This is a genomic window from Thermodesulfobacterium geofontis OPF15 (genome assembly GCF_000215975.1).
Taxonomy (GTDB): Bacteria; Desulfobacterota; Thermodesulfobacteria; order Thermodesulfobacteriales; family Thermodesulfobacteriaceae; genus Thermodesulfobacterium; species Thermodesulfobacterium geofontis.
In genome coordinates this window covers 1408401-1424389 of sequence record NC_015682.1, presented here as the reverse complement: position 1 = coordinate 1424389, position 15989 = coordinate 1408401, and the positions used below count along the sequence as shown (strand labels likewise).

19 protein-coding genes are annotated in these 15989 nt (G+C 30.0%); 9 read left to right on the top strand and 10 right to left on the bottom strand.

Annotation, left to right across the window (positions count from 1 at the left end; translation table 11 throughout):
• Window positions 1–2: 2 nt before the first annotated feature.
• Genes cydB through TOPB45_RS07340 form a run of 3 tightly spaced genes read left to right on the top strand, consistent with a single transcriptional unit; the run spans window position 3 to window position 1906 of the window.
• Window positions 3–1025, top strand: coding sequence for a cytochrome d ubiquinol oxidase subunit II (gene cydB / locus TOPB45_RS07350; RefSeq protein WP_013910206.1), 1023 nt, complete (start codon window positions 3–5; stop codon window positions 1023–1025).
• Window positions 1021–1440: an RrF2 family transcriptional regulator gene (locus TOPB45_RS07345; protein ID WP_041430390.1), complete on the top strand. Its 420-nt coding sequence runs from the start codon at window positions 1021–1023 to the stop codon at window positions 1438–1440. The genes cydB and TOPB45_RS07345 overlap by 5 nt, the downstream gene beginning before the upstream one ends.
• A gap of 31 nt (window positions 1441–1471) precedes the next feature.
• Complete coding sequence (locus tag TOPB45_RS07340; protein ID WP_013910204.1) at window positions 1472–1906, top strand: hypothetical protein; 435 nt, start codon at window positions 1472–1474, stop codon at window positions 1904–1906.
• Window positions 1907–1948: 42 nt separating this feature from the next.
• On the opposite strand, the gene TOPB45_RS07335 is transcribed toward TOPB45_RS07340, so the two are convergent.
• From TOPB45_RS07335 to TOPB45_RS07305, 7 genes are all read right to left on the bottom strand, one after another.
• Entirely contained in the window at window positions 1949–2170 is a 222-nt protein-coding gene (locus TOPB45_RS07335) for a hypothetical protein (RefSeq protein ID WP_013910203.1), read from the bottom strand.
• A 160-nt stretch (window positions 2171–2330) separates the two neighbouring features.
• Window positions 2331–3188 (bottom strand): ATP-binding protein, encoded by an 858-nt coding sequence (locus TOPB45_RS07330; protein WP_013910202.1) that lies wholly within the window; start codon window positions 3186–3188, stop codon window positions 2331–2333.
• Window positions 3185–4027: an ATP-binding protein gene (locus TOPB45_RS07325; protein WP_013910201.1), complete on the bottom strand. Its 843-nt coding sequence runs from the start codon at window positions 4025–4027 to the stop codon at window positions 3185–3187. Before TOPB45_RS07325 ends, TOPB45_RS07330 begins: the two co-directional genes overlap by 4 nt.
• Complete coding sequence (locus TOPB45_RS07320; protein WP_013910200.1) at window positions 4024–4695, bottom strand: class I SAM-dependent methyltransferase; 672 nt, start codon at window positions 4693–4695, stop codon at window positions 4024–4026. The genes TOPB45_RS07325 and TOPB45_RS07320 overlap by 4 nt, the downstream gene beginning before the upstream one ends.
• Window positions 4696–4712: 17 nt before the next feature.
• A complete protein-coding gene (locus TOPB45_RS07315; protein ID WP_013910199.1) occupies window positions 4713–5030 on the bottom strand; it encodes a NifB/NifX family molybdenum-iron cluster-binding protein in 318 nt (105 codons plus the stop codon).
• 92 nt (window positions 5031–5122) lie between these two features.
• Entirely contained in the window at window positions 5123–5461 is a 339-nt protein-coding gene (locus TOPB45_RS08815) for a DUF5320 domain-containing protein (protein ID WP_013910198.1), read from the bottom strand.
• Window positions 5462–5568: 107 nt separating this feature from the next.
• Window positions 5569–5928: a NifB/NifX family molybdenum-iron cluster-binding protein gene (locus tag TOPB45_RS07305; RefSeq protein ID WP_013910197.1), complete on the bottom strand. Its 360-nt coding sequence runs from the start codon at window positions 5926–5928 to the stop codon at window positions 5569–5571.
• A gap of 203 nt (window positions 5929–6131) precedes the next feature.
• Between TOPB45_RS07305 and xseA the strand changes: the two genes are divergently transcribed.
• Genes xseA through TOPB45_RS07280 form a run of 5 tightly spaced genes read left to right on the top strand, consistent with a single transcriptional unit; the run spans window position 6132 to window position 12756 of the window.
• Window positions 6132–7502, top strand: coding sequence for an exodeoxyribonuclease VII large subunit (xseA, locus tag TOPB45_RS07300; protein ID WP_013910196.1), 1371 nt, complete (start codon window positions 6132–6134; stop codon window positions 7500–7502).
• Window positions 7503–7504: 2 nt separating this feature from the next.
• A complete protein-coding gene (gene xseB, locus TOPB45_RS07295; protein ID WP_013910195.1) occupies window positions 7505–7765 on the top strand; it encodes an exodeoxyribonuclease VII small subunit in 261 nt (86 codons plus the stop codon).
• Window positions 7752–8657 carry a polyprenyl synthetase family protein gene (locus TOPB45_RS07290; RefSeq protein WP_013910194.1) on the top strand — a complete coding sequence of 302 codons (906 nt, stop codon included), beginning with the start codon at window positions 7752–7754 and terminating at the stop codon, window positions 8655–8657. Before xseB ends, TOPB45_RS07290 begins: the two co-directional genes overlap by 14 nt.
• 3 nt (window positions 8658–8660) lie before the next feature.
• Complete coding sequence (gene dxs, locus TOPB45_RS07285; RefSeq protein WP_013910193.1) at window positions 8661–10526, top strand: 1-deoxy-D-xylulose-5-phosphate synthase; 1866 nt, start codon at window positions 8661–8663, stop codon at window positions 10524–10526.
• 52 nt (window positions 10527–10578) lie between these two features.
• Window positions 10579–12756: a RelA/SpoT family protein gene (locus TOPB45_RS07280; protein ID WP_013910192.1), complete on the top strand. Its 2178-nt coding sequence runs from the start codon at window positions 10579–10581 to the stop codon at window positions 12754–12756.
• Here TOPB45_RS07280 and rpmB read toward each other — a convergent pair.
• Window positions 12753–12950: a 50S ribosomal protein L28 gene (gene rpmB, locus TOPB45_RS07275; RefSeq protein ID WP_013910191.1), complete on the bottom strand. Its 198-nt coding sequence runs from the start codon at window positions 12948–12950 to the stop codon at window positions 12753–12755. The genes TOPB45_RS07280 and rpmB overlap by 4 nt on opposite strands.
• Before the next feature lie 124 nt (window positions 12951–13074).
• Here rpmB and TOPB45_RS07270 point away from each other — a divergent pair, with 124 nt between their 5' ends.
• Window positions 13075–13797: a DUF3108 domain-containing protein gene (locus TOPB45_RS07270; RefSeq protein WP_013910190.1), complete on the top strand. Its 723-nt coding sequence runs from the start codon at window positions 13075–13077 to the stop codon at window positions 13795–13797.
• Here the strand turns inward: TOPB45_RS07270 and TOPB45_RS07265 are convergent.
• Entirely contained in the window at window positions 13794–15191 is a 1398-nt protein-coding gene (locus TOPB45_RS07265; protein ID WP_013910189.1) for an MBL fold metallo-hydrolase RNA specificity domain-containing protein, read from the bottom strand. The genes TOPB45_RS07270 and TOPB45_RS07265 overlap by 4 nt on opposite strands.
• Before the next feature lie 25 nt (window positions 15192–15216).
• Complete coding sequence (gene fdhD, locus TOPB45_RS07260; RefSeq protein WP_013910188.1) at window positions 15217–15978, bottom strand: formate dehydrogenase accessory sulfurtransferase FdhD; 762 nt, start codon at window positions 15976–15978, stop codon at window positions 15217–15219.
• Between the last annotated feature and the right edge of the window lie 11 nt (window positions 15979–15989).

The window sequence follows — 15989 nt, the reverse complement described above, 5'->3', positions numbered from 1 at the left end:
AAATGGAATTCCAAATTATATGGTTTGTTTTATGGGGTTTACTTTGGGCAGTTTATTTTGCCCTTGATGGATTTGATTTAGGAGCAGGTATTCTTTACCCTTTTATTAGTAAAAGTGAAATTGACAAAAGAGCAGTGCTACATGCTATAGGTCCAGTTTGGAATGGCAATGAAGTATGGTTAATTACTGCAGGAGGAGCTACTTTTGCTGCCTTCCCTACAACTTATGCTTATATGTTTAGCTATCTTTACACTCCTTTATTAATAATACTTTTTGCTTTAATATTTAGAGGTGTTGCTGTGGAACTTAGAGGAAAATCAACTTCTGAAGGAATGAAAAAATTTTGGGATTTTTGGTTATTTGTAGGCAGTTTTATTCCAGCTCTACTTTTTGGTGTTGCCTTTGGAAACATTTTTAAAGGACTTCCCTTTGATGATTCTGGCTACTATGGAACTTTTTTTAGCCTCCTTAATCCTTATGGATTGCTTGTAGGGTTACTCTTTCTTTTTACTTTTATAGTTCATGGAGGACTGTGGGTATCATTAAGAGTCCCTGAGGAATTAGCTAACCGTGCACTTTCAATAGCAAAGAAATTTTGGTTTTTACAGGCAATTACTGCTGTATTATTTTTTGTTTTTACAGCCCTATTTACAAATCTCTATGATAACTTTATAAAAATGCCTATATGGTTTATTGTTCCAGCTTTGGCTTTAGTTTGCCTACTTCTTACTGGGTCTTATATTATGAAAAATAAAAACGGGAGCGCATTTTTATTTTCTTTTCTATTTATTATTGCTCTTGTCTTTAGCGGAGTGATAGGACTATATCCAAATTTAATTCCTTCATCAATTGATCCAAAATATAATCTTACCATATTTAATTCCTCTTCAAGTCCCTATACTTTGAAAGTGATGACCATTGTAGTGATAATTTTTGTCCCTATTGTTCTCTTATATCAGGCTTGGACATATAAAACATTTATGTATAAAATAACAGAAGAAGAACTTAAGGAGGAAGGCTATTAAGGGGTTACAGATTACAAGAGAAACAGATTATGCAATAAGAACAGTGCTTTGTCTTTCAAAAAAAGAAAATTATACTTCAAAAGCTGAAGAGATTTCAAATGAAATGCAAATTCCAAAAAAGTTTTTAATGAAAATATTAAAACAACTTGAAAAGGCAGGTTTACTGAAACTTAAAAGGGGGGTATCAGGGGGGGTAAAATTAGTCAAAAAACCAAAAGATATAACCCTTTATGATGTTATTGTGGCTATAGAAAAAGCTATTACCCTAAATAGATGCGTTATTAATAGAGAAATTTGTAACCTTTCTTCTCAATGCCCTGTTCATCCTATATGGTTTAAAGTAAGAAATAAATTGATCGAAGCTCTAAAAGAGATTAATTTTTTGAGTCTTTTAACACAAGATGTAACTACTTAAGTTTTTAAAATTATAATGTATAATATTGATTATGGAGATAAAACAACAAAGATTTAAAATTGCACCAACAGGTAGAGGAGCTATATTCAGATTAAAAAGGTGGTTTTATTCATTATTTTACGGAAAAAATGTGTCTGAAGATATTAAAGAAAAAAATAAAAATATATGGCTTGAGCTTTCAAGAAGACTTATCGAAGAAATGAATAAAAGGGAAGCTTCTGAGAAACCTACAAGAATAACTATAGAATATGAAGATACACCGAATAATGAATTCAAACCTATTTCTGTGACAATTGAAGTAATGGAGATGAAACCATTAGAAAGTTTTAAAATTTATTTTATGGAAAAAGAAACAAAGATAGAAGAAACTGAAATTGAAGAAAAAGAAAAATTAAAAATTCAACTTTTAGAAATGCTCAAAAAAGCTAAAGACTTAGGTATAAAATTGGATGATGTTATAAAATAAAACCCTCTGGGGAAATCCCAGAGGGTTAAAGTTTAAATAAATTTACTTTTTCTCAGGAGCTGCTGTTGTACCTTCTTCTTTCTTTTCTTCTTTCTTTACTTTCTTTACTTTCTTTACTTTTTTAACTTTCTTTACAGGTTTTTTAACTTCCTGAGTAGCAGTAGCATTTGTAGCATTTCCAGCTACAGAACCAGCTTGTTTAGTTGCAAAAACAGGTGATGCAAAAAGAATTAAAGCAGTAATTAAACTAAGTACCTTCTTCATAACTAACCCCCCTTTTTAAATTTTTGTTTTTTAATATTGCAAAAAGTATACCTATTTTTAAAAACCCGCTAAAGATTAATTTTAAATGATTTAAGTAGTTTATAAAAATTTTAAGATTTTCCCATTTGGGGAATAATTTCCCCAAATGAGGAAATCATAATTAAAGAGAATCTAAGATTTTGTGGATTAATTTTTCAATATCTTTTGACAGTTTGCTTTTTGAAAATTTTAAAAAGGGGACTCCTGCTTTTACAGAGGCAAGGATTTCTTCAGAAAAAGGTATCATTCCTATAATTTTAATATTTAATTTTTCAAGATCCTTAGCTATTTTCTTACTCATCTCTATGTTTAAATCATATTTGTTAATAATTACTTTTATTTCAACTTTAAAATGTTTGGCAAGGTCAATGACTCTTTTTAAATCATGAAATCCCGATACTGTTGGTTCTGTTATTGCAAGAACAAGATCAACCCCCGTCATTGATGCCATAACAGGACATCCAACACCAGGTGGTCCATCAATAATAATAAAATCTGCACCATTCGTTTCAGCAATTTCTTTAGCAATCTCTCTTAATTTTGTAACAAGCTTTCCTGAGTTTTCTTGAGCAATGCCAAGCTTTGCATGAACCATTTTACCATAATCAGTATTTGAAATAAAATAACTTCCTGATATTCTATCTTTAATAATAACAGCAGAGGTAGGACATACATAACTACAGATAGTACAACCTTCACAAGAAAATTCATCAATTTGAAAATCCTCTGTTATAGCGGAAAATTGACATACTTCCTTACAGGCTCCACAAGTTGTGCATTTCTCTTCATCAATAAAAGCGATTTTACCACCAATAAATTCAAAGGATTGTTCAATTTTTGGATGCAAAATTAAATGAAGATTGGCTGCATCAACATCGCAATCAACAATTACTTTGTTTGGTAATGAAACAGCTAAACAACCTGCAAAAAAGGTTTTTCCTGTTCCGCCCTTTCCACTTATTACTAAAATTTGTTTCATTTTTTGAAATTTTTTATTAAAGTAATAAGTTTTTGAAAATTTTCTTTATATTTAGGCATGCCAACTACTAAAGGCACTCCTTTAGAATAAAGTTCAGCAATTTCCCTTTTAAAAGGGATTTTCATTAAAATGGGAAGATTATTTTTTTTACAGAAATCTTCAATAATTTTATCATCTTCGGATTTATTAATTACTACACCTGAAGGGACTTTTAATGCCTTAGTAACTTCATAAGCAAGTTCAAGATCATGTAGTCCAAAAGGAGTTGGTTCTGTAACAAGAAGGCAAAAATCAGAACCTTTAATAGCAGACACTGTAGGACAAGTTGTTCCTGGTGGTGCATCAATTATAGCTATTTTATCAGGTTTTATAAAATTTTTTGCTTTTTCAATCACTTTAGGAGCAAGCACTTCTGATATGTTAAGTTTTCCTTCTACAAATTCTACATTTTCCCTATAACCTATTGTAATTTCTCCAATCTCTCTAAAACCTTGATTTATAGCCTTTTCAGGACAAAGTAAAATACATCCCCCACATCCATGACACAGATGAGGAAAGAGTAAAACCTCTCCAGTTGAATTAAATTTTAGCACAGCCAGAGCATTATAGACACATATTTGACTACAGTAACCACAATAATTACATTTATTTTTATCTACTTCAGGAATGAGAGTTTTTACTTTAATTTTTTCTTTAATTTCTGGATTCAAAAATAAATGAACATTTGGTTCTTCTACATCGCAATCAATTATTTGTGAATTTTCAATACTTAAGGCAAGAGAAACTGCAACAGTAGTTTTTCCTGTACCACCTTTTCCGCTGGCAACTGAAATAATCATGGTATCACTTCTAAACAAACAAATCCGGGTAATTTGTTAAAATAGGGATTTTCTAAAGAGAGTTTTAATGGAGATTCTAAATTTGGAGGCTTACAAGGATAATTTACAAGTGTTCCGTAGATATTATTAATTTTTAGTCCACAATTTTCTAAAATTTTTTTAAATTCAGTAAAACTATAAAAAGTAGCATAGCTATAAAAGGGATGTCTTTTTTTCTTTTTTTCTTCATAAAGTTTTCCAAGCTCAGATTCTTTAAAAACTTCGCAAATGATAATTTTACCATTCTTTTTTAAAACCCTTTTAGCTTCAAGCAAAGCTTTCACTAAATCTTCAACAAAACTTAGTGTAACAATAAACATAATGCATTCAAAAGTTTTATCTTTAAAGGGTAATCTCTCTGCCCTTGCTTGAATAACAAAAATTCCTCTATTTTTAGCAATTTTTAGTGGAGGAAAAGCGATATCAACGCCAATAGCTTGATTTGCTAAAACAGAAAATCTTCCTGTTCCCACACCTATTTCTAAAACCTTTTCACAATCTTTAATCAAAAGCTCAAGGCATTTTTTCTCGTTTTCATACAAAATCCTGCCTTCTTCAGAATCATACCAGGCATCATATTTTTCAGCAAAAGCAGAAAAAGGGTAGAGTATATTTTTAGATTGGTCCATTTTAAAAAGCTATCTTTTTATTCAATTTCCCTCTTAGCTTTATTTATTGCATCTATTACTTTACCTTTAGCTTCTACAATTTTTATTCCTGCTGATATTATAACCCATTCTGCACCAGGACCCACATTTCCTGTTATTAAAATTTTAGTTCCCTTAGAGGCAACAAATTGACCAGCCTGTGTTCCAGCTCCCTTAGGAGCTTCTCTCCAAGGATTTTCAACTACCTCATATTGATTTGTTTCTGTATCATAAAAAATAAAATATTTACAACGCCCAAATCTTGGATCAATTTCTGATTCTAAATCCTTACCTTGAGAAGTAATACAAATTTTCATAATTTTCCCCCATTTTAAATTTTAAATTACCTCTGGAGGTAAAGTCTCCAAGGTTTTAAAAAATAAATTTCTTAAATTAACTATTTGGTTAGTTAAGATTCTTTTTTCTTTTCGAGCTCGCTTAAACGTTTCTCAATTGCTTCAAGATTTTTCTTGAGAATTTCTGCTTCCTGCCTAAGTAGTTCTGCTTCATCTCCAAAAGAAGCTCCTCCGAAAAAAGGTATTCTCCAAAACCATCTCCATCTCCAACCTCTTCCAAATCCTCCAAACCATCTACACCACCATCTCCAACCTCTTCCTCTTCCCCAACCTAACCCTAATCTTGGTCCTGGATTCATATATCCAGGAATATCATAACCAGAGCAAAATCCTAAACCTCTACCTGTTTTTGGACCCAATCCAAGAGGTCCAGTTCTGTCTCCCCAAGGCATCTTTTTTCACCCCCCTTTTTGTTTATAATGAAAATAATTTTCAATTTAATTTAAAATTTAACACTTCTTTTTAAAAGTCAAGTTTATAACTTTAATCAAAATAATTTTTAATGCTGGCAACGATGTTCCCCGCGTTCACAAAGACTTTCTCCGGTAGTTAATGTACCTTTGATAAAAGCCTCAATAACTTCTTCAATTTTACCTGTTACTCCAACGAATACTTTTATTCCGAAAGATTCAAACATCATAATTGCTTTTGGTCCCATACCTCCTGCGATGACATAATCAACATTTTGGTTTTTCAAAAACATTGGCACAGCACCTGGCTGATGAGACTTATAACTGGGATTTTCTACAAAGTTTTTACGGGTAATTTTTCCGTTTTCAATGTCAACTATCGTAAAGCCAGGGCATTTACCAAAATGTTGTGCAACAAAATCACCCTCAGTTGCAATTGCAACTCTCATTTTTTTTTTAACCTCCTATATTTTTTGATAATGATAATCATATTCAATTTTTGGAAATTGTCAAGGGATTTATAGTTGCATTAGTTTTATAGTGCAAATAAATAAAAAACTTTTATATTATTTAAAAGAGCTTGAATTTAAGCATAATAACAGATATAATTTTTAATATAAAAACTTACAAAATTTTAAGCAGAAAGAGTTAAATGAATGAATTAGAGGAAGTAAAAGTTGATATAGAAGAAAGAGAAAAATTATATTTCACTGTAAAGGAGGTTACTCAGGAATTAAAAACTTTTATAGAAGCTAAATTTCCTCTATTATGGATAGAGGGAGAGGTTGCTAACTTAAGATACGCTCATAATGGAAATATCTATTTTAATCTAATAGAAGAAGAAGCATCTCTTAAAGCCATAATTTTTAGTTACCAAAAAGATATTGAAATTACTCCTTATTTAAAAAATGGACTAAAAGTCTTGTGTTTTGGTAAACTTAGCTTTTATCCTCGTTCAGGGGAGTGTTATTTTATAGTTAGAAGGGTTGAACCTTTAGGAAAGGGGCTTTTAACTTTAAAGAAAGAAGAGCTTATAAGAAAATATCAACCTTTGTTTGATCCTAATAGAAAAAGAGCTATTCCACTTTATCCGAAAAAGATTGCGCTTATAACTTCTATTTTTGGAGCAGCTTTGCAGGATTTTTTAAAGGTTAGTAAAGATAGATGGGAATTGGAAATCCTTATTTATCCAGTAAGAGTTCAAGGAGAGGGTGCTGAAAAAGAAATAGTTCAAGCCATAAAGGATATAAACAATTGTTTTAGTGATGTAGAAGTAATTATAATAACAAGAGGCGGAGGATCTTTTGAAGACTTAGCTCCATTTTATACTGAAGATATAATTTTAGGAATAAAAGATTCTAAAATACCTGTTGTTTCAGCAGTGGGGCATGAAATAGATTATACTATATGTGACTTAATTGCAGATAGAAGATGTGCTACTCCAACAGCTGCAGCAGAAGAAATTATCCCTTCAAAAGAAGATATTCTTCATAAATTAAAACTTTATAAAGAAAAGTTAGACCAACTTTTAGAAGTCATTTTTACTAAAAAAGAAAAAAGTCTTTATGAAGTTAAAATAGAGCTTGAAAATAAAAATCCTTTTAAAATTATTCATCATTTAGAAAGGAAAATTAAAGATTATTATCATAAACTGGTTTTAGAAACAGAAAAATATTTTAGTTTAAAGGAAAAAAAATTATGGGAGATAAAAAACCTACTTAAAAAAAGACATCCTCAAGAAAATATAAAGTTTGGAGAAGAAAGGCTTAAATTTTTTAAAAATAGACTTTTTTATTCAATAAAGGTCTATTTTATAGAAAAAGAAAAAAAATTAGAAAATTTAAAAAAATTGCTTATTTCCCTTTCTCCGTTAAATATTTTACAAAGAGGTTATAGTATAGTAAAATCCTATCCTGAAGGTAAAATTATTAAAAATGCTAAAGAAGTGAAAGAAGGAAAATTATTAGAAGTTTACCTTTCCGAAGGTAAACTTTTGGTAGAAGTTAAAAAAGTGGAGGAATAAATATGATGATTAAGAATAATTCATTAAGTTTTGAAGAGGCATTAAGGAAGATTGAACAAATTTTAAAACAATTAGAAAATAAAGAACTTGATTTGGAAGAAGCAATAAATCTCTATGAAGAGGGGTTAAAACTTATTCATTTTTGTGAAGAAAAACTCAAGAATGCAAGAGCAAGGATAGAAGTTATCTTAAAAGATAAAGAGGGATTTAAACTGGAGAATTTAGAGAAAGCTTATGAGCTTTTAAAAAATGGGTTCAAATAAATTTAATCTTGAATCTTATTTAAAAGAAAGAGGAAAAAAAGTTGAGGAGATTTTAGAAAAATATTTTCCTAAGGAGGAAGGTTACGGAAAAAGAGTTATTTCTGCAGGCAAATATAGTCTTTTTGCTGGAGGAAAAAGAATAAGACCAATTTTATGTTTAGCAAGCTGTGAAGTTGTAGGTGGAGACTGGAGAAAAATCCTTCTTTTTGCAGCAGGAATAGAATGTATTCACACTTATTCGCTTATTCACGATGATCTTCCTTGTATGGATGATGATGATTTTAGAAGAGGTAAACCCTCTTGTCATAAGGCATTTGATGAAGCAACTGCTATCCTTGCTGGTGATGGTTTGCAAGCTTTAGCATTTCAGTTTTTTACTCATCCAGATTTAGTCAGAAATGTTAAAAAAACAAAACTTCTAAAGGCAATTTATATTATTTCTAAAGCAATTGGTTTTGAGGGAATGGTAGGAGGACAGATGGTTGATCTACTTATGGAAGGTAAAAAGGGTAATCCAAGAATATTAAAATGGATACATCTTAACAAAACTGTTCGTTTAATTGAAGCTTCAGTTTTAAGTGGGGCTATATTAGGAGGGGCAAAAGCTAAAGAACTTAAAGCTTTATCTTCTTATGGAAAAAATTTAGGATTCGCTTTTCAAATAGTTGATGACCTTTTAGATATTTTAGGGGATGAAAAAAAACTCGGGAAAAAGACTTTTTCCGATGTAAAAAAACAAAAACTTACTTATCCTTCCCTTTTTGGAATAGAAAAAACTAAAGAGTTAGCTAAAAGATATACAGAAAAAGCTATTTCTGCTTTACAGCCTTTTGAAAAAAGTGCTCTTCCTTTAAAAGCTATAGCAGAATTTGTATTATATAGGGTGCATTAAATAATGAAATTTTTAAAAATGATTAATTCTCCGGAAGATCTTAAAAAATTAAAAATTTCTCATCTTAAAGCTTTAGCTGAAGAAATAAGAAGCTATATTATTGAGGTAGTTTCAAAAAATGGAGGTCATTTAGCACCAAATTTGGGTGTAGTTGAGTTAACCTTGGCACTTCATTATGTTTTTAATTCTCCTAAAGACAAGATAATTTGGGATGTAGGACATCAATGTTATACTCACAAGATCATTACAGGAAGAAGAGATCAATTCCCTACACTTAGAAAATATAATGGATTAGCAGGATTTCCTAAAAGAAGTGAAAGTCCTCATGATATTTTAGATACAGGACACAGTAGTACATCTATATCTGCTGCACTTGGTTTGGTTACAGCTTTAAGAATGAAAGGGGAAGAAGGAAAAGTTATAGCAGTAATAGGAGATGGTTCGATAACAGCAGGACTTGCTTTTGAGGGTTTAAATAATGCCGGTTATCGCAAAGAAGATCTAATAGTTATTCTCAATGATAATGAAATGTGTATCTCTCCAAGTGTAGGTGCTTTATCCTCTTTTGTATCTAAAAGATTAACAGGAAATTTAGCAAGATTTATAAAAAGAGAAATTGAAAAAATGGCTCATAAATTTCCTGGAGGAGAAAGTGTAATTAGTTTACTAAAAAAGGGAGAAGATATTTTTAAAATGGCTATTACTCCGGGAGCTTTGTTTACAGCTTTGAATTTTGAATATATAGGACCTGTTGATGGGCACGATTTAGAAACACTTATTGAGATCTTAGAAAATATAAAAAGAATGAAAGGTCCAATTTTATTTCATGTTATTACAAAAAAGGGAAAGGGTTATCCATATGCTGAGAAAGATCCGGAAATCTTTCATGGAGTAGGACCGTTTGAGATTAAAACAGGCAAAATTTTAAAATCTGATGAAGCTCCTTCTTATACAGAAGTTTTTGGAAAAACAATTTTAAGATTAGCAGAAATGGAACCAAAAATTGTAGCTATTACTGCTGCAATGAGACTTGGAACAGGATTAAAAGCTTTTTCTGAAAAATATCCTGATAGATTTTTTGATGTAGGAATATGTGAACAACATGCAGTAACTTTTGCAACAGGTTTAGCCTTAGGAGGATATATTCCAATATGTGCAATTTACTCTACATTTTTACAAAGAGCTTATGATCAAATTATTCATGATGTTGCTTTGAATAATGTAAAGGTAATTTTTGCTATTGATAGAGGAGGCTTAGTAGGAGAAGATGGACCAACTCACCATGGAAGCTTTGATCTTTCTTATCTAAGACTTATTCCTAATTTGACCATAATGGCACCTAAGGATGAAAATGAATTACAACATATGCTTTATAGTGCACTTAAATATCCAGGCCCAGTAGCTATAAGATATCCGAGAAGTGCAGGAGAGGGAGTAGAATTAGATTGGGAATTTAAAGAAATACCTCTTGGTAAAGCTGAATTAATAAAAGATGGAAAAGATCTTACTATAATAGCTATTGGTAATTTAGTTTATCAAGCTTTAAAAGCAGCAGAGGATCTTGAAAAAGAAAATATATCTATTGCAGTTATAAATGCGAGATTTATTAAACCCCTTGATGAAGATTTAATTTTAGATTTTGCGAAAAAAACAGGTAAAATTATTACTATAGAAGAAAATACATTAATAGGAGGTTTTGGTTCGGCAGTTTGCGAACTTTTAGCAGATAGAAATATTCCTGTTAAAATAAAAAGGATTGGGCTTCCTGATAAATTTATAGAACACGGAGACCTTAAAACCTTAAAAAGGAAATATGGTCTTACTTCAGAAACTCTCAAAAAAATCGCTTTAGAACTTCTTAATACTTAATAATCCTTTTTCCTTGTAAAAATTATAAATAAGATTTAAATTTAAATATAAGATGGCTACTTTAAGTAAAATTTTAGATGAAATACAGAGTTATTTACCTGGTTGCAACACTCGTATTGTAGAAAAAGCCTATGAATGGGCAGCTCGTATTCATGAAGGTCAGATGAGAAAATCAGGAGAACCTTATCTTTCACATCCTATGGAAGTAGCTTACATATTAGCTCAAATGAAACTTGATCTCCCTACCATTGCAGCAGGGTTACTTCATGATGTAGTAGAGGATTCACAAGTCAGTATAGAGGATATCAAAAAAGAGTTTGGAGAAGAAGTAGCTTTTATTGTAGATGGAGTGACAAAGTTAAAAAATCTACCAAGCTCAGTAGATAAGCTTACTCAGCAAGCTGAAAGTTTGAGAAAAATAATTTTTGCGATGTCAAAAGATTTAAGAGTTATTTTAGTTAAACTGGCAGATAGATTACATAATATGAGAACTTTAGAATACCAGGCTGAACATAAAAGACAGAGAATTGCAAAGGAAACCTTAGAAATTTATGCACCTCTTGCAGGAAGGCTGGGTATTGATTGGGTTAAATGTGAATTAGAAGATTTAGCATTTAAATATTTATATCCCAAGGAGTACGAAAGGTTAAAAATAGAAGTAGAAAAAAGGGTAAAAGAAGCTAAAGAATATGTAGAAAATGTTAAGAAAATTTTAGAAGAATTATTGGAAAAAAATAATATTAAAGGGAAAGTTCTTGGAAGAGTAAAACACCTTTATAGTGTATATAAAAAACTGCAAAAATACAATCTTACTATTGATGAATTAGATCAAATTTATGATTTAATTGGGTTTAGAATTATTGTTAATACAGTAGAAGAATGTTATAAAACCTTAGGTTTAGTACATACACTTTGGACACCTATTCCTGGAAGATTTAAAGACTATATAAGTCTTCCTAAACCTAATATGTATCAAAGTTTACATACAACAGTTCTTGGTCCAAACAGTAAAAAAATAGAAATCCAGATTAGAACTGAATACATGGATAGAGTTGCTAATGAAGGAATAGCTGCACATTTTCTTTATAAAGAAGGGATTTTTACTTCTAAGCATGGACATTATAAATATTTAGAATGGTTAAGCAAATTAATTGAGTTACAAAAGGAACTTAAACATCCCAGGGAATTTTTAGAATCTTTAAAACTTGATTTGTTTCCTGACGAGATATATGTGTTTACACCTAAAGGAGATGTGATTGTTTTACCAGTAGGTGCTACCCCTCTTGATTTTGCATATGCTATACATACTGAAATTGGTAATAGATGTGTTAGAGCTTTTGTAAATGATAAATTGGTTCCGCTTGATTATAAACTTAACACAGGAGATATAGTTAAAATAGAAACATCTCCTTACCAGAAACCAAGTAGGGATTGGCTTAAAATTGTTGTTACAGGAAGAGCAAAAAGTAGGATAAAACAATGGTTTAAAAGAGAAGAAAAAGAAAAATTAATTAACTTAGGAAAAGAGCTTTTACATAAAGAATTAAAAAAATATAAAACTTCTTTGAATGCATTTATTCAAGAGATAAATGAAAATTCTTCTTTTCTTGAAAATTTTAAAATAAATACCTTAGATGAATTATTTTATCAAATAGGTAGTGCAAAAGTTTCTGCTAAGAATGTAGCAAGAATTTTTGCGGAAAAGACAGGAAAATTTATTTCTGAAGAAGAATTAATAGAAAAAATTCCTAAGGAAGCTCCTAAAGAAAAAATATTCTTAGAAACTACAAAAGATATAATTGTAGTTGAAGGAACAAAGGATGTTTTATTTCATTTAGCTCAATGTTGTAAGCCAATTTCCGGAGATGAGATAATTGGTTATATTACTAGAGGAAAAGGTATTTCAGTTCATCGTATTGATTGTCCAAATTTAAAAGATCTTGATTCTGAAAGATTTGTAGAAGTAAGATGGGGAAGGTATGATAATAGAACTTATCCAGTTCATTTATATATAATCTGTTTAGATAGAAAGGGTTTACTTGCTAATATTTCTTCAGCCATTGCAGCTGCAGAAAGCAATATATTAAAAGCAGAAGTAAGAACTACTTCAGATAAAAAAGCCTTCTTTGAATTTTATATAGAAGTAAATGACAAAAATCATTTAGATAAAATTATTTCTAATATATATAAAATAGAAGGTGTTTTAAATATAGAGAGAAGAATTGGTTAGCTAACCGCTTTTTGAACCTTTCCTGCTTTTAAACAGCGAGTACAAATTTTCATTCTCTTTACTCTACCATCTGGTAATTTTACTCTTACTTTTTGAATATTAGGATGCCACCATCTAGTAGATTTTTTTGCAGAATGGCTAATTTGATTTCCTGCATGAGGTTTTCTCCCACATATTTCGCAAATTTTAGACATTACTATTAGCCCCCTTTCAAATTGTTACTTAAAAAGACTCAAATAATATATTCCAAAGTTTTTAAATTTCAACCTTTACTTTTTATTAAATTGGTTTTTAATTTTTAAAATTTAGAATGAGAATATGAAGCACATAAAAAATTCACTTAACCTTATCTTAATAAGTATTAGTTTTAATTTATTGCTTCTTGGTAATTGCATAGCGAATGAGATAAAGTTATTTTATGAAATTTATTATGGTCCTTTTAAAGTTGGAGAGTCTGAAATTCAAATAACTCCTTCAAAATACACCGCTATTGTATATAGTGTAGGTTTAGCAAAATCAATTTTTCCTTTTTATGCAAAGTGGGAAACTTGGGTAGATAAAAGGGGATATCCCCAAAAAGCAGTTATTTATTCGAATGAAAAAGGAAAAGAAAGGAAAAGATTAATCTATTTTAAAAAAGAAGAAAATAAAATTGTCTATCAAAAACTTTTACCTAATTGTGAAGAACCTGAAAACATTTTTTTAGAATTTCCCATATATGATGAGCTATCCTCTTTTATCGCTTCATTTTATATAAACTATAATATTTACCCCCGAATAAGGTTACCACTTTTTATTAAAAAGAAGAGAGAATATGTAAGAATTGAATTTAAAGAAATAAAAAATTGCGAATTAGGAAAAGAAAAAAAAGAATGTCTATATATTGAAGTTTATTTGCCTAAGAAAAGCGAATTGCTTGAGAGAGCTTCAGAAGTAGAAATATTATTATTAAAAGATAAAAAGGTGCCTTTAGAATTAAGAGGAAAATTGCCTATTTTTGGTAGCTTGGTAGGGAAATTAAGAAAAATAGAAACCTTTTAACTAAGTTGAACGACTTCACCAAAAGGTGGAATTTGTATTTCTTCAAATTTTTCTTTGAAGTTTTCTAACAACAAATTTTTAAAAATTTCCATTTTTTCAGGTTCTCCGTGAACTAAGAAAAGTTTTTTAACTTTTTCAAGCTTAGAAATCCAATCTATCAACTCATTTTGTCCTGCATGGGAGGAAAACCCATTTATAGTATAAATCCTTGCTCTTACAGGAATTTCTTCTCCAAATAAATGAATTTTTTCAGCTCCATCAATAATATTTCTTCCAAGAGTTCCCTTAGGTTGAAATCCAACAAAAACAAGGCTACATTCTTCTCTCCACAAATTATATTTTAAATGATGAAGAATTCTTCCCCCAGTAAGAGTTCCGTTCCCTGCAATAATAATGGCTCCTGATTTAATGTTATTTATAGCTTTTGATTCTTCTATATCTTCTGTTAATACTAAATAGGGAAAATCAAAAGGATCTTTTTGGGTTAAAAGATTAAAAGTTTCTTCATCAAAAAATTCAGGATTATCTCTAAAAATTTTAGTTGCTTTTATAGCTAAGGGGCTGTCAAGAAAAACTTGACATCTTGGAAGTTTTCCTTCCTCATAAAATTCTCTTAATATATAAATAAGTTCTTGTGCCCTTTCTAAAGCAAATGTTGGAATAAGAACATTCCCTCCCTTTTCAAAAGTTTCTAAAATAGCTTGCAAAAATTCTTGTTTGGATTCTTCAAAAGATTTGTGATTTCTATCAGCGTAGGTAGTTTCAATGAATAAAAAGTCAGTTTGAGAAGGATAAGTAAAATTTCTCACTATAGGTTTATTCTTATTTCCTAAATCTCCAGAAAAAGTTATTTTTTGGTGTGTTTTTAGATCTTCAATTTCTACAAAAGCTGACCCAAGGATATGTCCAGCATCTCTAAAAGTTACTTTAATATTATCTTTTAAAAGCAAAGGAGTATCATAAGGAACGAGTATTTTAAAATAATTAAAGCTTTCTATTACATCATATTCTTCATAAAGAGGGGGTGGAGGAGGGTTTAGTCCCTTTCTTATGGATTTTTTATAAAGAGTTTTATAATGTTCTTTCATAACTTTTGCTGCATCAAGCAACATGATTTTTGCAATTTGAGATGTAGGCTTAGTGCAAATAATTTTTCCTCTAAATCCTTCTTTTACTAAAAGAGGAAGTCTTCCGCAGTGATCTATATGAGCATGGGTTAAAATTAAATAAGAAATTTTTTGGGGATCAAAAGTAAATTTTAAATAATTTTTTTCACTTTCTAATCCTTGAAATAATCCACAATCTACCAAAATTTGAGTGTCTCTAATATTTAGTAAAAAACAACTCCCTGTAACACCTTGTGCTCCCCCATAAAATCCTACAGATATTTCCATGTTCTAAAACTCCTTATTAAAGTTTTTACAAATTTAGTCTGTAAGGATGGGTATAAATATTACATCTATTTCCTCTTAAAAAACCAATAATTGTTAATCCTATTTTCTCAGCTAATTCAATAGCTAAGGATGTGGGAGCGCTTTTGCTTACAATAATAGGTATTTTCCATCTACCAGTTTTTAATACCATTTCAGAGGATATTCTTCCGCTTATTAAAAGTATTTTATCCTCTAATGGTATTTTATTTAAAAATGCATAACCTATAACTTTATCTACTGCATTGTGTCTTCCTATATCTTCTGCGAGAAAAATAATTTTTTCTTTCTCAGCAAGCCCTGCATAATGGACACATCCTGTACTTTTATATAATTCTGATTTTTTTTGAAAATCTTTAAAGAGTAAAAAGAGATTTTCTATTTCAATTTTAAAATTATCTTTATAACTTTCTGGTAACTCGTTAATAAAGCTAAAAGAAGACATACAACCCGAAGTTAAAGTTTTTCCATTTAGATTTAAAGGACCAGCTGAATAAATTTTTACTTTTATCTCTTCTTTTTCTTCAATAATTTCAATTTCTTGGGGACAAAAATTTTCTTTTATTATATTTTCAGTCAGGATGTAACCTACTACCAATTCTTTTATGTGTAGAGGGGTAGCAGAAAGAGAGATTATCTCTATATCATTTACCAAAATTTTTATCTTTGTTTCTATAGCTATAGAATCTTCTAAAGATTGAATAATATTCTCCTTAACTTTAATAATTTTTCGGGAAATAACAGGATCCATCTATTAGATGA

Excerpts from the sequence above, each read along its gene's own strand:
- TOPB45_RS07305 (WP_013910197.1), bottom strand. The coding sequence starts at position 5,928 with ATGAGAGTTGCAATTGCAACTGAGGGTGATTTTGTTGCACAACATTTT.
- TOPB45_RS07320 (WP_013910200.1), bottom strand. The coding sequence starts at position 4,695 with ATGGACCAATCTAAAAATATACTCTACCCTTTTTCTGCTTTTGCTGAA.
- cydB (WP_013910206.1), top strand. The coding sequence starts at position 3 with ATGGAATTCCAAATTATATGGTTTGTTTTATGGGGTTTACTTTGGGCA.
- TOPB45_RS07265 (WP_013910189.1), bottom strand. The coding sequence starts at position 15,191 with ATGGAAATATCTGTAGGATTTTATGGGGGAGCACAAGGTGTTACAGGG.
- TOPB45_RS07315 (WP_013910199.1), bottom strand. The coding sequence starts at position 5,030 with ATGAAAATTTGTATTACTTCTCAAGGTAAGGATTTAGAATCAGAAATT.
- TOPB45_RS08815 (WP_013910198.1), bottom strand. The coding sequence starts at position 5,461 with ATGCCTTGGGGAGACAGAACTGGACCTCTTGGATTGGGTCCAAAAACA.
- TOPB45_RS07335 (WP_013910203.1), bottom strand. The coding sequence starts at position 2,170 with ATGAAGAAGGTACTTAGTTTAATTACTGCTTTAATTCTTTTTGCATCA.
- TOPB45_RS07270 (WP_013910190.1), top strand. The coding sequence starts at position 13,075 with ATGAAGCACATAAAAAATTCACTTAACCTTATCTTAATAAGTATTAGT.
- rpmB (WP_013910191.1), bottom strand. The coding sequence starts at position 12,950 with ATGTCTAAAATTTGCGAAATATGTGGGAGAAAACCTCATGCAGGAAAT.
- xseA (WP_013910196.1), top strand. The coding sequence starts at position 6,132 with ATGAATGAATTAGAGGAAGTAAAAGTTGATATAGAAGAAAGAGAAAAA.
- xseB (WP_013910195.1), top strand. The coding sequence starts at position 7,505 with ATGATGATTAAGAATAATTCATTAAGTTTTGAAGAGGCATTAAGGAAG.
- TOPB45_RS07280 (WP_013910192.1), top strand. The coding sequence starts at position 10,579 with ATGGCTACTTTAAGTAAAATTTTAGATGAAATACAGAGTTATTTACCT.
- TOPB45_RS07340 (WP_013910204.1), top strand. The coding sequence starts at position 1,472 with ATGGAGATAAAACAACAAAGATTTAAAATTGCACCAACAGGTAGAGGA.
- dxs (WP_013910193.1), top strand. The coding sequence starts at position 8,661 with ATGAAATTTTTAAAAATGATTAATTCTCCGGAAGATCTTAAAAAATTA.
- TOPB45_RS07290 (WP_013910194.1), top strand. The coding sequence starts at position 7,752 with ATGGGTTCAAATAAATTTAATCTTGAATCTTATTTAAAAGAAAGAGGA.
- TOPB45_RS07330 (WP_013910202.1), bottom strand. The coding sequence starts at position 3,188 with ATGAAACAAATTTTAGTAATAAGTGGAAAGGGCGGAACAGGAAAAACC.
- fdhD (WP_013910188.1), bottom strand. The coding sequence starts at position 15,978 with ATGGATCCTGTTATTTCCCGAAAAATTATTAAAGTTAAGGAGAATATT.
- TOPB45_RS07325 (WP_013910201.1), bottom strand. The coding sequence starts at position 4,027 with ATGATTATTTCAGTTGCCAGCGGAAAAGGTGGTACAGGAAAAACTACT.